This window comes from Gelidibacter pelagius, assembly GCF_017581925.1.
Taxonomy (GTDB): domain Bacteria; phylum Bacteroidota; class Bacteroidia; order Flavobacteriales; family Flavobacteriaceae; genus Gelidibacter; species Gelidibacter pelagius.
In genome coordinates this window covers 76,724-92,482 of sequence record NZ_JAGEVG010000004.1, presented here as the reverse complement: position 1 = coordinate 92,482, position 15,759 = coordinate 76,724, and the positions used below count along the sequence as shown (strand labels likewise).

Below are 15,759 nucleotides of genomic sequence, written 5' to 3'. Positions count from 1 at the left end.
AAAGCTCAGTATTCAATCCGATTAAGTCTATGATAATTTTCAATAAAAGAAAGGAATTCTGATAGATTCTTCCACATTTTTAGACCAAATTTTCTGCACTTGCTTTTAACAGTAATCTCAGAAGCAAAGGTGTTTTCTTGTGTTGCTTTTTTTTCGATTTTTACCTGTCCGTTAGGGAAATAGATCGTCAAGAACGATCCATTTTCTTGTTGAAAAAAGTAAAACTCCATCCGTAACCAATTGATGAATTGATCGTACTTGTTTGAACATGGAAAGTTCATCTCCAAAAACCAATGGTGCTGGTCTCTCTCATCTATATCTGTCATGTGCTCCATATTATTTATCTTCTTTTCACTAACCATAATCATCACTACCTCACCTTCCTTAAACGCATTAAAACTTATAGTTTTTCTTGTTTAAACGACATTGATACGCAGATCATCATTTACATTTATTTTTGAAAATAATGAGGTGATGATCTTTTTCCCAAAGTGTTTATAGTCTTGGGCTTTCAAGGTTAAATCCTCTACTCTTTTTATGATGGTAGGAAACAATTGATCTTTAGAGTTTTGTTTTAAATTTTCCAAAGACGTGGACGTACCAATGACGATAACCCCGTCAATTCCTCCATTCCTTAAGCTTTTCAAGCATTCCAATTCTCCATTTTCATAGTTCAGATATTGTTGTACCACCACACGGTAACCTTGTTTATAGGCTTCCATTTGGATGCTGTTTAACATACTTCCGTAGATCATAGAATCAATTTGAGGTACAATTACAGCAATGGTATTGCTCTTTTGCGATCGTAAGGCAATAGCTGAATTGTTAGGAACAAAATCATAACTCTCAGCCAACTCTTTAATAATCTGTCTGGTTTTGATGCTAATATCCTTTTTGTCACGCAACGCCTTAGATACCGTGGACACAGAATAGCCACTCATTTGTGACAAGGTCTTCATGGTTACTTCCATCATATTTCATTTCTTTTAATTAATCCATGCCATGTTTCAGAAGGAGTCTATCATAGCATGGTGTGATAGACCCCATCTCATATTGAATTTCTACAGGCTAAAAATGCCATCTTACAAAGGCTTCCATTGCGGCGTAATGCGCTAAACCCAATTGGTCATATATTCCTGCGGTTTCCTTGTTTCTATCTTCTGCACGTTGCCAGAACTCCCTTGCATCTGATCCTTGAAAGACTACACCATCCTTTTGTGACTGGTGTTTAAATATGCCATGTCTTTTCTCCAAGACTTGATCTGGACTCATTGGTACAGCCATTTCAATTTCGTCGATTCCCCATTCTTGCCATGCACCTCTGTAAAGCCACACCCAGCAATCTTTCATAAATGGTTTGTCCTTAAGTCTTCTGACCGATTCAAATACAGCATCCAAACAGACTTTATGCGTTCCGTGTGGGTCAGCTAAATCTCCTGCAGCATATATCTGATGTGGTTTGATACGTTCGATAATGTCAACAGTCATTTGGATATCTTCTTCACCTAAAGGATGTTTATCGATGGTTCCAGTTTCATAAAACGGCAATTCCATAAAATGGATATGATCATCGTTCAAACCGACAAAATGGCTTGTAGCCCTTGCTTCCCCTTTTCTAATTAATCCTTTGATATATCGTGCTTCAGGGATATCTATCTCACTTGGCTTCTTGTCCGTAAGTGATTTCACTACCTTTTTGTATATCTTTTCGGTGGCTTCGCTTTTGATATCAAATTTATCGTTGTAATCAATTACGAAATTCGCAAAACGTAAAGCTTCTTCATCTGCTACTGCAATGTTTCCGGAGGTTTGATAGGCGACGTGTACTTCGTGTCCTTGCTCATGGAGCCTTTTAAAAGTACCTCCCATACTAATGATATCGTCGTCAGGGTGTGGGCTAAAAATCAAAACACGTTTCTTACCTGGTTCTGCACGTTCGGGTCTGTTGGAATCGTCAGCATTTGGCTTCCCTCCTGGCCATCCAGTAATGGTGTGTTGTAATTTGTTAAAAATCTTAATATTGATGTCATAAGCTTGACCGAATTCTGCCAAAAGATCACTCATCCCATTCTCTATATAATCAGCATCGGTAAGCATTAAGATCGGTTTCTCGAGATGCATTGCCAATCCTAAAACCGCTTTTCTGATGAGGCGATCAGTCCAAGTCACTTTCTCCACCAACCATGGTGCATTCACACGGGTCAGTTTTGATGCGGCTTCTTTGTCAAGTACAAAAGTGACATTATTATGCTCTTGCAAAAAGGATGCAGGCACTTGATTGGTCACTTGTCCTTCTGCCGATGTTTTGATAATTGCAGCTTTACTTTCACCCCAAGCCAAAAGGATGACGCGTTTAGCTTCCATAATCTTCTTCACTCCCAAAGTAATCGCCGTCCTTGGTGTGTTTGACAAACCTGCAAAATCCTTACTAGCTGCAACCCTGGTAATATGATCCAATGCCACTAACCTCGTTTTGGAATTCTGTAGAGATCCCGATTCGTTAAATCCAATATGTCCATTACCACCAATTCCTAAGATTTGAAGATCAATTCCTCCAAGGGCCTCGATTTTCTTTTCGTAATCACTGCAATAACTTGCAATTTTATCTTTCGGAAGCGTTCCGTCTGGTATATAACAGTTTTCAGGAAGAATATCTACTTGATCAAACAACATTTTCTTCATGAAACGCACATAACTATTCACAGCATCCGGTTCCATTGGATAGTATTCATCCAAGTTGAATGTCACGACGTTTTTAAAACTCAAGCCTTTCTCTTTGTGCAGTCGTACTAGTTCAGCATATAATCCTTTTGGTGAAGAACCTGTTGCCAATCCTAAAATACAGGGTTGCTTTTGAGATTGTTTCACCTTAATAAGATCTGCTATTTCTTTTGCAACGGCTTTAGAGGCCACTTGAGAATCCTCAAACATAACCGTATTAATATTTTCGAATCTTTTTTCGAAATCAGTTGCTTTATCGATTGTGCTTTTTAACATGTCCTAACTTATTTAATTATTAATGACTTCTAATTTATTTTGTAATATCCTATCCATGATCCATGCAGTATGCATTGCCGTTTCACCTGTTGATGAATGCCATATCCCACCTGATAGATGGGCTTTTATATTCTGAACGTGATACCATTGTACGTGCTCAGGATTTTCAATGGTCAGACTTGTCGTTTCCTCATCACGCTCTAAAACGATAGGGAACTCTCCAAATACTGAAAAGGTAATATTTCCTTCATTACCGTATATTTTAACGACATCCTCTCGTTTATCCGCTCCAAAATCCCAACTACCAAACCCCGTAACTCCCGAATTATGTCGCCATTGTCCTTTAACCAAATCCTTGGCAGTATATAGTCCCAGCTTATTTTCAGACGTTCCACTTGCAGATTTGACGGTCCCTAACATAAATACAAACAAATCCAATCCGTGTGATGCCAAATCATCAAAGTAACCACCTGGAGCTATTTCGGCATCGGTACGCCAATTATATGATTTCGACTTATCCATATCATTCGGTGGTTTGGTAAAATTCCAATGGATGTGTCTTATGGTGCCTATTTTATTTTGATCAATCCATTCCTTCACCTGTAAAAAGCGAGGTAATGATCGCCTATAATATGCCACAAACAATGGCAGTTTTCTATCTTCAAATGCTGCGTTGATCCTTGAGCAGGCCTCATAACTTGGTGCCATGGGTTTTTCAATACAACATATTTTTCCTGCTTCAGCTACTTTTAACGCATAGTATTCGTGCGAATCTGGCGGGGTAGCGATATAGATGGCGTCAATTTCTGGGTGATTGATAAGCGCATCAGCCTCATCATAAAAATAAGGCACTTGATGTCTTTTGGCATAATCTTCGGCTTTGGCTATATCCCTTCGCATGACTGCAACAAGTTCAAAATCCTCAGTTTTTTGATAAGCAGGACCACTCTTCAATTCGGTCACGCTTCCGCAACCAATCATTCCCCATTTATATGTTTTATTCGCCTTCATTTCAAAAATTTCATCTGCCTATCTTCTACCGATATCTATTTTCTCCAACTTTTAATCTTATGTCCCCAAACTGCAAAAAACAGAACGATAAGGTAACAAGGAATCAAAATCCAGTAACTACTTGTTGATGCCGCTGACAACTCTGCGGCATCTTGAACACCGTTTGCCATCATCTCATGTTTTCCAGAATCAACCAAGCGTCCATATAACGGCGGAATAATGGCGCCACCTGAGATGGCCATGATCAATAATGCAGAGGCTGTTTTGGTATGTCTTCCAAGACCATCTAAAGTCAAAGGCCAAATTGCAGGCCATACCAATGCGTTTGCGATACCTAATGCAGCAACAAATAAAACTGAGGTGAATCCGGAGGTATATAAAATACAGAGACTGAAAACAATCCCTAAAATGGCACTGATGATCAATGCTGTTTTTTGTTTAATATATTTCGGAATCAAAACGACGCCCAAGGCATAGGTTCCTACCATGGCCATCAAGGTATAGGTCGTAAACCATTTCGCATCATCGGCCGAAATTCCAAGGGAAATTCCATAAGCGATTATCGTATCTCCAGCAATCACTTCTGCACCAACATAAACGAATAAGGCCAAAACACCCAACCATAAATGTGGATATTGGAATATGGTTTTGCTGGTCTTTTTCACTCCTCCTTCTACAACTTCTTCCTCTTCAACTGCTTCAACATGTGGTAAATTTGCTTTTCTAATAAAAAACGCAAAGATAAATAGGATGACAGCCATCACAATATACGGCGTGTGCACACTATCGGCCATGGTGTCTAACAACACATTCTTTTCGTCATCAGAAACAGTTCCCAATTTCTCATTCACCTCATCGATACCTGACAATAATAAAGCACCAAAAATAACAGAACCAAGCGCTCCAGCTACCTTGTTTGCAATACCCATCATCGCCATACGTTTGGCACCACTTTCTATTGGCCCCAAAATAGTAATGTACGGATTGGCAGCGGTTTGACAGATGGTCATCCCGATACCTTGAATAAAAATAGCCAATAAAAACACCCAATAGGTACGAGCATCAGCTGCTGGAATAAACACTAAAGCACCAACGGCCATAATGGCTAGTCCCAAAGATATTCCGTTGCGATACCCAATTTTATTAATAATATAGGATGCCGGTAAAGCCATAACCACAAAGGATATATAAGATGCTGTAGCCACGAAATAAGACTGAGCTTCAGTGAGCTCATTAAGCGTCCTCATGAACGGAATGAGCGCCCCATTAATCCAGGTAACAAATCCGAAAATGGCGAAGAGTCCTCCAATAATAAGAATTGGGACGAGGTTGTTTTTTTGTGTTGTATTCATAAAGACAGGTTATCGGTTAGCGACTTATTATTTATTGGTTAATTCGTTGTTATAACATGAATTGATTGATTTTATAATCTCAGTAATTGCTATTGCGTTTTAAACTCTCAACTTTTCGGAGAGACTCTGCAATAGTTTAAATTGATTTTTTGCACGATCTAAATTATGATCGGCATATTTTGTTTTAAAATAGATATCACCATTCAGATAATCAGTCAAAAATCGCAATCCGATAATAAAAATCATCGTTTTGGCGCCTAACGGTAAATATTTTAATTCAATTGGCGTTAGAGATTTTCCCATTTTCTTTAAAAATCCTTTGGTATAGGCATTATAATAATCGACGTTAAATTCTACCAGATCCAAATTGGCTTCATCTTCTGCTGCGGTATTGCAAATCGTTCGGATGGCATCACCAAAGTCATAATGCACAATTCCCGGCATCACGGTATCCAGATCGATCAAACAAAGTCCCTTATCGCGCTTGTTGAACAAGACATTTGATATTTTGGTATCATTATGCGTAACGCGCAATTTGATATCGCCCGATTCTTTTAGATGTTGAAGAATATGCATTTCCTCTTTGGCATTTCCCACCAATTCTATTTGGGCCTTCGCTTTTTCAAGTCGCTCTTTGGATGCCTTTCGTTTCGCTTCTTCAAATTCCCAATATCTGAAAGACATGTCATGGAATTTCGGAATGACCTCAGTTAATTTGGTCGCATCAAAATCGTTGGTCAAGGTCAAAAACTGACCCAACAATCGTCCGCCTTCATAAGCAACCGTTTCATTGGAGACCGTCAAATGCGTGACACTTTTATCGATAAAATGCATGAGATTCCAGTAATTCCCTTCATCACCTCTATAATAAGAGTCACCTGATTTGGTCATATAAAATCTCAGGATACGTCTGTTCTGTTTTTTTGGGGATAAGTGGCTGAGTTTTTCTTTGATATGGTTACTGATCAGCATTTTGTTTTCAATAAGTCCCGGCACGTCTTTAAACACCCCGTGATTGATCCGTTGTAAAACGAAATATGGCTTCTCTTTGGTCTTTATCAAATAGGTATCATTGATATGACCGGAAGCCAGTTCTTTATAGGAATCAAATTCGGCATCATGCTCAAACTGTCCAAAAATATATTTTAGTCTTTCTGATATCATCTTACCATAACTTTTTGGGATACACACCTTTGTCTTTTAGCTTTGCGATAGCCGTTTCGACGATTTCCTTATCTTCCAAATAAGTTACCCCAAACCATTGCGCATCGGATTTTAGCACTTTTACGCTTGCATTTTCCGATCTCAAGATTTCATTGATCACATAAGGAATAAAGAATTCAGCTTTCGGATTATTCTTGTTGACTTTTAAAAACGCATCGAATAACTCTCCACCAAATTCAAAGCATCTCGGCGTAAAGCCCCAAAAATTCATGGAGACTATGGTGTCACCATCAATCGGGATAAACTTACCATTGGCATCCTTACGCTTAAGCTGACCATCAATCTTTTCAATATGGGTGCGCTCAGTTACATCTTTCAAATATCCATTTTCATCAACTTCACATTCCCCTCTTGCTACATAACCATGATCTGAAACCGTATTTTTAAGTAGATAGGCCATCATACTAAAATCATAGGAATCTTTATCTGTTTCTGACAAATACTTGGCCATAGTCATAAACGCTTCCCTTCCATAAAAATCATCAGCATTAATGATGGCAAAGTTTTCTTGAACCGCATCTTTGGCCATTAACAATGCATGACCTGTACCCCAAGGCTTTGTTCTTTTAGGGTCTATATATTTTTTCGGAACGCTATCAAACTCTTGAAAAACGTAGTCAACTTCGGCTTTGCCCTTTAACTTTTTACTAAAGATTTCTTTAAAATCCTTTTCAAAACTCTTACGAATAATGAAAACAAATTTTCCAAATCCTGCTTGAAGAGCGTCATATAGTGAAAAATCGATAATGGTGTCGCCCTCAGGAGTAAAAGCATCCATTTGTTTTAAACCGCCATATCTACTCCCCATTCCCGCGGCTAAAATGACCAATGTCGGTTTGTTTGTTTCTACCATGATTTTTATTTTAACTCGTAATTGACCTCAAACGATTGAGGTTCATTTGAAAATTAGTGTAATTTGGACCGACACAATCCATCGAATTATTACAATCTTGACGTATAATTTTGAATTGCAACAGAATTTTTCATAAATTGTGCTCGAACACAGTTATGCGAATATACACATCTCTTGTGTACTATACAAATGTGAATGATGAAAAAATATACCATAAAAGATATAGCCGAACTAGCTGGAGTTTCAAAAGGAACTATCGATCGTGTCATCCATAACCGAGGTAACGTAGCAAAAGATGTTGAGGACAAAGTAAAACAGCTGCTTTCAGACATTGATTACCAACCCAACCTAATTGCCAGAAACTTAAAAAACAATCGAATTTATCAAATTGGCGCTTTACTCCCAGATCCAAAAAAAGATGCCTATTGGGAGGTGTGTTCCGATGGGATCCAGCAAGCTCTTTCCGAATTCAGCGCTTTTGACATTAGGATGAATACCTTTTTATTTGATCCCACAGATACTAAGTCGTTCGTGGCACAACACAAAAAGCTATTAGACTCAGCTCCCGATATTATCTTGATGGTGCCTTTATTTTATAAAGAAGCCAAAACCGTCTTGGAACAATATAAATCCTTGAATATTGAAGTCTGTACTTTTAACAATCAAATTGATGCCTCCTCAGCAAGTTTTATTGGACAAGACCTTTATCAAAGCGGACGCGTCGCAGCAAAGTTAATGCACAGCATTATCGATAATGGCGATATGGCCATCATTCATATTGATGAAAAATATAAAAATGCGGTGCACATGCAAGAAAAGGAAAAAGGATTCAAAAGTTATTTTGAGGATCTCAATGGCTTCAAAGACGCTATTTTAAAGTGCAAAATAAGATATACGGAGACGGAAGATAAACTAAGGGACTTTTTAAAGGACCATCCTAATTTGACAGGTATTTTTGTAACCAATTCAAAAGCTTTTCATGTGGCACGATTATTAGAATCTGAAAACAAGAACCATATTAAACTGGTAGGCTATGACTTATTAGCAGAAAACGTCAATTATCTGAAAGATGGAGTCATTGATTTTCTGATACATCAGAACCCCAGGCAGCAAGCCTATTTGGGCCTGAAATTTTTAATCGAACATTTGGTGTTTGAAAAAGAAATCCCTGGTAAACATTTATTACCAATAGACATTATAAATTCAGAAAATGTTAAACCTTTTTTGAGAGCTTAAAGTTTTCAAGTTTTAATTTTCCAAAGGATGACGCGGTATGAAAATTAGGGGTTTCGGTTTGAGGATTGACCCAAGTAATCCAAGTTGGCTTAAACTGTCCATTTTGCTGTTGATTATACTTTGCCCGATAAATTCCTGCTTCAATATGTCCATCATTTTGGATGAGACTGAATCTTTTTAAGGCGTCTATAGAAATCGCCATTTCCACACTAAAAGACGTTGATGTAATGTGAGATTTTATTGCAATATCCTTTTTTGGCCAATCCCACAGATAGTCGAACTCCCTATTTGGGCGCGCCATAAAATCCTGTAGTCTCGCCAATGGATCTATTTCAAGACAATAATAAGGATCTAATTGTTTATCAGACCTTAGAAACAACTCTACTCTATCAGAATTATCAACGCTTTTTTTTGAATCGTCGGTACGATCAATATGCAATGAGTCATCATTTACCCTATATGACACGAATAAATAAGTACCGTCGTGTAGGGCTCTGAATTCAATACTCTCCACCTCTTCAGAATTCCATGGCGATGAAAAATCCTTTAATACCTCTGCCTTTTCCCATAAGGGATGACTGACTTTTCCGTTGATTTCCATATGATTGGCATCAATCACATTTACGTTGTATGTTTTCATAATTTAGAGATCAAATAGACTTGTTAATCAGAAGCGATTATCTGCACAAATAAATGCATTAAATAACCGTCAACCAATAAAACTCGTATTTAATAAATGTATCAAGGAGTATTGCAAACTTTGATCTGTAAACACTTGAACTGATTATTAAATTATTATTTAGTTGTAAAACGCATCGAAACCTTATCATCTCAACCATATTTAAGTTTTAAATCAAAGGCAATTGTGCATAAAATAGATACATTAAAAAAAGATCAGAACACCTATAGATTGGCAATTTAAGTTGCTCGCAATAAAAATATATTTCAATACATTTGCACGCGATTTCGACAAAAGGTCGACATCCTTAAGATCCCCCAATTCGTTAGTTACTTTATCAATATGGAACAGTTTTTTTTCGATAATTTCGGCGTGAGCGAGAATACTCTAAACTACGTGATTATTCCGTTATTAATATTTTTGGCAAGGATTGGTGATGTTTCAATTTCTACCATCCGAATTCTTTTTGTGATGAGTGGAAAAAGGAATATTGCTCCTATCTTGGGGTTTTTTGAAGCGCTAATCTGGTTATTGGCCATTGGACAAATCATTAGTAATATTGACAATGCCTTGTCCTACGTTGCCTATGCCAGCGGCTTTGCCGTAGGAACTTTTGTTGGGATGTATATCGAGGAAAAACTTGCCATTGGCCGTGTCGTATTAAGGTTGATCACCAAAGAGCCAGTACATGAATTATTAACTTTTTTGAGCGATAACAATTATCGTTATTCCATTCTGGATGCCGAAGGAAAAACCGGAAAAGTCAACGTGGTTTTCTTAGTTTTAAAAAGAGAAAACTTAAAACATCTGACCGAAGCCATTAACAGATATCACCCAAGTGCATTCTACACCATAGAAGGAGTGAAAATGGTAAATGAAGCCAATTCCATTGATGATAGTCCGAGACAAATAGGGTTTTGGGGTTTACAATTAAAGCGGAAGTAGCAAGAGAGATAAGGACATCTTTATTTTGTTGGAATAAAGAGATTAAAATGAATAGGCTTAATCCTTCTTCTCAGAATCATTCATTTTCAGATTAGTAAGTTTTGCTTTTAAACTCTCCATTCTTTCAGGGAACTTTGAGGCCAAATTCTCTTGTTCTTTCGGATCATTTTTTAGGTGATATAATTGCGGTTCTAATTGAAAACCAGTTTCAATGATTGGACCCCATGGCACGAGTTTTGGTCCGTCAAAAGCCTCAATATATTTCCATTCACCTTCAATATAAGATAAGGGTCCTCTGATACTTTCTTGTATGAGTGAGATTCTGCCAGCAGTGCTATCGCCCAAAAAGACATTCAAGGTGTTTTGACTATCGATGACATCATCATATTTTTTATCTACATCTGTAAGAGCTGCAAAAGATCTTAAAAAATCAACCTGACTTACAAGAGCTTCGGAAATTGTTCCTTTTCCCGTACCATCTGGCCAACGAATGATCAATGGTATTTTAGTGCCACCGTCATAAGCGCTGTATTTGCCTCCACGTAAACCGCCGGTAGGGTTATGGTCGCCCAGCATTTCTCGCGCCTGGTCTTGATAACCATCATCTACAACCGGACCATTATCACTAGAGAAAATGATAATCGTATTGTTCAATAAATCCTGTTCTTTAAGTGTGTTGACAATTTCATTCACGGTCCAATCCAATTGCAGAATAACATCACCTCTTGGCCCCATACCGCTTTTGCCTTTAAACTTGCTATTAGCAACTCTTGGCACATGAATGTCGTGGGTGGAAAGGAATAAGAAGAAAGGATGATTTTTGCTTGAAGCGATGAATTTTTTCGATTTATCAACCAATTCCATAGGAATGGTTTCATCATCCCATAAAGCAGCTGTTCCTCCTTCCATATACCCGATTCTACTGATGCCATTTACGATGGTTTGGTTATGTCCATGCGAAGGTTTCATGGTTAGCAACTCAGGATTTTCCTTGCCTGTAGGCCAATCACCAAGCTTCTCTTTGTAACTCACCGAAATTGGATCATTAGGATCTAAATTGACCACGTGGTAGTTTTCGACAAAAACACATGGCACCCTATCACCAGTTGCCGGAATGATATACGAATAATCGAATCCGATCTCCAAAGGTCCAGGGCTAATTTTTCCATTCCAATCTGGGCCATTTTTACCGCCCAAGCCTAAATGCCATTTTCCAACGACACCTGTTCTATAGCCTGCAGATTTTAAAACACTGGGCAAGGTAGTCTTTTGGGTATCGATTAGAAGTGATTCGTTTCCAGCAGCAACACCCGTTCCTTTTTTACGCCAGGCATAATCCCCGGTCAACACCGAATATCTTGAAGGGGTGCAGGTTGCTGCAGTAGAATAGGCATTGGTGAATAAAATTCCCTCATCTGCCAATGCATCTATAGCGGGTGTAGAAACTGAAGTAGCACGGTAAGCACTAAGATCGCCATAACCCAAATCGTCGGTATAAATAAAAACAATATTTGGTTTTTGATTTTCTTTAAGTTCAGTTTCTGAATCGGATTTATTTACTGAGGCAGAGTCTTTACATCCCGCTATAATAAAAGCAAGAAATATAAAACCCAAGAAATAATGGCGTTTAAAAGTCATAATTAAATTCTATTTGATAAGATCCAAATTCCAATTTACTTAAAGATCTTTGAATTGTGGTTTGTAAACCGCAACATTCAAAAGTTAAGAATTTTTGATTTAGGATAGAAAAACAGTAATTCAATTGGTCTATAACAGTCATTTTAGATTCTATTGCGAATCAGAAATGGATTTAAACTTATCCAAATCATACTTGGAAAGCATGCTTTTTGCATCATTATAACCTATCTCAACAATGGCATCGATGTTTTTCTTATCGAAAGTTCCAAAACCGTTCAATTCAGAAGGTAGCATCATGAGATCACATTCAGCAAATTTAGGTTGATTTTCCAATACGGACTTCACTCTAAATACCCGTTCGACCACTTGGTGAGAATGCTTCAAATCTTTTATGGTGAGTACATCAAATCCATCTACATAAACTCCAATAATCCGATCACATTTTTTCTTAATGGCTTCCAAAGGGAAGTTATTAAGTGCTCCCCCATCGATATAATAAGAACTTTTTATTTTTACGGGAGCAAAAAGACCAGGAAAGGCAGCAGATGCCAATACAGGTTTAATGAGTTCCCCTTTCTCAAATATTTTAAGTTTTCCATTTAAGATATTGGTAGCTGTGATGAAAAGCTTCTTTTTCAAGAACGAGAAGTCGTCATCTTTCAAATAGACTTTAAATTCATCATAGAACTTTTCCGCATCAATAAATCCAGGCTTATTGATGGCATATTTCCTTATATTAAGAATTTGGACCTCCTTAAAAAAGGTCAAGATTTCTTCCCAATTATATCCGTAGGCATAAAGTGAACCTACAATGGCCCCGGCACTTGAGCCTGCAATGTGAGTAGGATGTATTTGATGCTCTTCAAGCGCTCGGATGACACCAATATGGGCGGCACCTCGCATTCCTCCTCCCGATAACACTAAACCAATATTCATAGGATATCTTTAACTATAGAGATTTTATCTATGTTTAAAATTAAACATTTAGGGTAAAACATGTTGAATTATTTTTAACGACTTGGTTGATTTTTATCAGCCATCAACAGATTTGAATTCGATTTCTTGAGAACTGATAGCAAATCGACAAGTGGAAGTTCAATAGAGTAAGAACCTGTATACGACGGACACATAACACAATCATCAAAGTAAAATTCTATGTTATTGTCATTGATTACAAAGTTATTTTTGCTTTCAAAAAAATCGCTTGCTGATAGTTCCCAGCAATCATAATACAACTCCGAATTTTGAATCTTATTAACGATTCTTTCATTAATTAGCGTCAATAATTCCTCCTCAGAGCCTTGATTGAAAAAGTCTTCATAGGTCATAAAAACACCTTTGTTCAAATCGAAATTAAAGCAGTCAAAAGAATAGCTCGGATGCATGGCACCTGAATAAAAGTTCTCTTTATAAAATAGGACACTTACCAATTGGTCATTAACAATATAGATTTTGTAATCTATAAATCGATCTTCTCTAAAGTTAATGGCCTCTATGCTATCACATAACATTTTGCTCGCTTCTATATCAGCAACCGTCTTCTTAATATTCACATAGTAGTCATTGATAAATTCGTTGAAATTCCGGTTGGTGGCCTGGAGCGATTCGTCAAGTTGTGGATATTTAAAATTGATCGTATAGTCGGGTTGTTGAATTGCATAGCTTTTGTCGATAATCAACTTTTCAAATTCAGATCTTTGATCCTTTTTCTCAATCAACTCTTTTTGTTTGTATTCAATAGAAATGGATTTAGTCCTAGCTTCACCATCTATCTTTTGCAAAGTGTCTCTATCTTGCGGCATCATTTGTTCCGTATCTTCGGTTTCAAGAATAGTTTCCTCACGCTTATCACTTTTACAACTCACTAACAAAAGAACTACTAAGATTAGGTTTAAATATTTCATGTAACTTTATTATAATTGATTTTTATTCGATTCTGTAATCTCATCGATTTTCATGCAAGATAAATCTTACTGCAATTTATACAATGGCAACATCATTCAGGCAACTAATTTAGTATTTCAATCGGTCTTCCATCAGTAAAAATTCATGTAAATTGTCAAAATCAATGGCACCAATAAGTTCGTTCTTTTCTATGACCGGGAAAAAAGGATGAATTTCATCTTGCATCAGGATATAAGCAGCTGAAAGATTTTCTTCCGTCTCCATAGTTTTAAATGTGGTCGTCATTAAATCCCGGACCTTAAGTGTTCGGTTATCTGAATTTTTAATAATATCCTTATGGTACAACAACCCCACTATTTTCTTATCCTCAACGACAACAAAATTGGTCTCAGAGCCTCTAAGGATAACTCTAATAATTTCTTCCATAGTATCGTCAGGATCAAAAACAGTAATGTTTTTTAACATAGCATCCTTAACCGAATACCCTTTGAGCAAATCTATATGTTGCACGACTCTATTTTCACTGAAACTTCCAATCAATAAAAATAAAGATAAGAACAATAGTATTGGATTAAACAATAAACCAATCAACAATAGTACTATAGCAATAACATGACTTATCATGGTTGCCACACGTGTTGCTTTCACACGACTGAGCTTGATATCCAAAACAGCCCTCAAGATTCGGCCACCATCCAAAGGAAAGGCTGGTATCATATTGAACACGGCCAAAGCTACATTCACAATAAAAAGAAAGAAAAGAAAGGTTCTAACAGAAAAATCATTTAGCGCAGTAAAGTATTGCCCAAGATCATAACTGATATAATCACTTACTGGAATAGCGAAAAACAGGATGATCGCTATGATAATATTTACCAAAGGCCCTGACAAAGTGATCAACAGTTCTTCTTTTGGCGATTGGGTAGATTTTTCTACGGTTGAAATCCCTCCAACGGGCAATAGCACCATCTTCGTGGTTTTAATGCCGATTTTTTTTGCGGTTAACAAATGACCAACTTCATGCAACAGCACACAAATCATGACCGCGAGGATAAACTGAAGATTAAATAAAACCCGATCAATAGAGGCACCACTTAAAACCTCACTCAAAACAACCCATACGACGAGCAGAAAAAATGTCCAATGGAGTTGAACTTCCGTCCCATAGTATTTACCTAACTTAAGATTAGCACTCATAGTATTATACCTTGATTTGTGTTCATTAATTGCATCATCAAATTGATAGACAAAAGATGCATAATATTTACTCTACTTTGAGAACTGACCATTTTTTTTGTGCATTCATCACTGCAAAAAGTGTGTTTGAAATTACTTTAGAATAAATTACCGGTGGCTTTCTAAGTTTTTCTGCCGAGAGTGTAATATGTACAGGCTCTTGAGTCAAATAGGTGATGACTTCACCATTTAAATTGATGGCGACCTCAAAATAATCATAATTAACAACAGCCTTATTCAAGGCAATATTCTTTGACAGTTCATTCCTTCTCAACACCAATACTATGGCGACATTATCGTTGAAATTTGTAGCATTCAAATACTGAGGTTCAATCACGGTTTTCCCTGTACGATCGATGTAGCCATAATAATTAATGCCATCCTTTTTTTGGGCGATAAGACATCTGCCATTGTGGAAGATAGGATAACTGCCATCTGCGGTTTTGGAAACTACCAAATCATCTCTAAAATTAATGGCCATATTTCCTTCAGAATTAATAAAGCCCCATTGATTTCCTTTTTTAACTGCTGCCATCTCGTCATTCATGGATGACACAAAATCTACATTGTCAATACTTTGAGAATAGAGAACAGTAGTAAAAAACACCGTAATTAAAATTAAAAAATTTGAACGTTTCATGATTTTATCATTTTATGGTTAAGTATAAAATTACTTTGAATTA

Annotated in this window: 15 protein-coding genes; 2 read left to right on the top strand and 13 right to left on the bottom strand. The window is 37.1% G+C overall.

Annotated features, from left to right (window positions below; translation table 11 throughout):
- Positions 1 to 5: 5 nt before the first annotated feature.
- The 7 genes from J4051_RS04765 to J4051_RS04735 form a co-directional block, all read right to left on the bottom strand.
- Entirely contained in the window at positions 6 to 326 is a 321-nt protein-coding gene (locus J4051_RS04765; protein ID WP_208232715.1) for a hypothetical protein, read from the bottom strand.
- Between the two features lie 90 nt (positions 327 to 416).
- Positions 417 to 974, bottom strand: a complete 558-nt coding sequence (locus tag J4051_RS04760; RefSeq protein WP_208232714.1) for a LacI family DNA-binding transcriptional regulator — start codon at positions 972 to 974, stop codon at positions 417 to 419.
- Between the two features lie 94 nt (positions 975 to 1,068).
- Positions 1,069 to 2,997 carry a glucosamine-6-phosphate deaminase gene (gene nagB, locus J4051_RS04755; RefSeq protein WP_208232713.1) on the bottom strand — a complete coding sequence of 643 codons (1,929 nt, stop codon included), beginning with the start codon at positions 2,995 to 2,997 and terminating at the stop codon, positions 1,069 to 1,071.
- A gap of 12 nt (positions 2,998 to 3,009) precedes the next feature.
- The gene (locus J4051_RS04750) at positions 3,010 to 4,008 is read right to left on the bottom strand and encodes a Gfo/Idh/MocA family protein (RefSeq protein WP_208232712.1); all 999 of its coding nucleotides are present in this window, start codon (positions 4,006 to 4,008) and stop codon (positions 3,010 to 3,012) included.
- Positions 4,009 to 4,043: 35 nt separating this feature from the next.
- The gene (locus J4051_RS04745; protein ID WP_208232711.1) at positions 4,044 to 5,360 is read right to left on the bottom strand and encodes a sugar MFS transporter; all 1,317 of its coding nucleotides are present in this window, start codon (positions 5,358 to 5,360) and stop codon (positions 4,044 to 4,046) included.
- Positions 5,361 to 5,459: 99 nt separating this feature from the next.
- Positions 5,460 to 6,524: a phosphotransferase enzyme family protein gene (locus J4051_RS04740; RefSeq protein WP_208232710.1), complete on the bottom strand. Its 1,065-nt coding sequence runs from the start codon at positions 6,522 to 6,524 to the stop codon at positions 5,460 to 5,462.
- Position 6,525: 1 nt separating this feature from the next.
- Positions 6,526 to 7,437, bottom strand: coding sequence for a nucleotidyltransferase family protein (locus J4051_RS04735; protein ID WP_208232709.1), 912 nt, complete (start codon positions 7,435 to 7,437; stop codon positions 6,526 to 6,528).
- A 195-nt stretch (positions 7,438 to 7,632) separates the two neighbouring features.
- Between J4051_RS04735 and J4051_RS04730 the strand changes: the two genes are divergently transcribed.
- Positions 7,633 to 8,673: a LacI family DNA-binding transcriptional regulator gene (locus J4051_RS04730; RefSeq protein WP_208232708.1), complete on the top strand. Its 1,041-nt coding sequence runs from the start codon at positions 7,633 to 7,635 to the stop codon at positions 8,671 to 8,673.
- Here J4051_RS04730 and J4051_RS04725 read toward each other — a convergent pair.
- Positions 8,651 to 9,313 carry a carbohydrate-binding family 9-like protein gene (locus tag J4051_RS04725; protein WP_208232707.1) on the bottom strand — a complete coding sequence of 221 codons (663 nt, stop codon included), beginning with the start codon at positions 9,311 to 9,313 and terminating at the stop codon, positions 8,651 to 8,653. The two genes, J4051_RS04730 and J4051_RS04725, sit on opposite strands and share 23 nt — an antisense overlap.
- 381 nt (positions 9,314 to 9,694) lie before the next feature.
- Between J4051_RS04725 and J4051_RS04720 the strand changes: the two genes are divergently transcribed.
- Entirely contained in the window at positions 9,695 to 10,297 is a 603-nt protein-coding gene (locus J4051_RS04720; RefSeq protein ID WP_208232706.1) for a DUF2179 domain-containing protein, read from the top strand.
- A 57-nt stretch (positions 10,298 to 10,354) separates the two neighbouring features.
- Here the strand turns inward: J4051_RS04720 and J4051_RS04715 are convergent, their stop codons facing one another.
- The 5 genes from J4051_RS04715 to J4051_RS04695 all read right to left on the bottom strand — a co-directional run bounded on the left by J4051_RS04715 (position 10,355) and on the right by J4051_RS04695 (position 15,716).
- Positions 10,355 to 11,935, bottom strand: coding sequence for a sulfatase family protein (locus tag J4051_RS04715; protein ID WP_208232705.1), 1,581 nt, complete (start codon positions 11,933 to 11,935; stop codon positions 10,355 to 10,357).
- Between the two features lie 150 nt (positions 11,936 to 12,085).
- Positions 12,086 to 12,871, bottom strand: a complete 786-nt coding sequence (locus J4051_RS04710; protein WP_208232704.1) for a patatin-like phospholipase family protein — start codon at positions 12,869 to 12,871, stop codon at positions 12,086 to 12,088.
- 74 nt (positions 12,872 to 12,945) lie between these two features.
- A complete protein-coding gene (locus J4051_RS04705; protein WP_208232703.1) occupies positions 12,946 to 13,839 on the bottom strand; it encodes an RsiV family protein in 894 nt (297 codons plus the stop codon).
- Positions 13,840 to 13,948: 109 nt separating this feature from the next.
- The gene (locus tag J4051_RS04700; RefSeq protein WP_208232702.1) at positions 13,949 to 15,037 is read right to left on the bottom strand and encodes a site-2 protease family protein; all 1,089 of its coding nucleotides are present in this window, start codon (positions 15,035 to 15,037) and stop codon (positions 13,949 to 13,951) included.
- 67 nt (positions 15,038 to 15,104) lie between these two features.
- Positions 15,105 to 15,716, bottom strand: a complete 612-nt coding sequence (locus tag J4051_RS04695) for a WG repeat-containing protein (RefSeq protein ID WP_208232701.1) — start codon at positions 15,714 to 15,716, stop codon at positions 15,105 to 15,107.
- Positions 15,717 to 15,759: the final 43 nt, after the last annotated feature.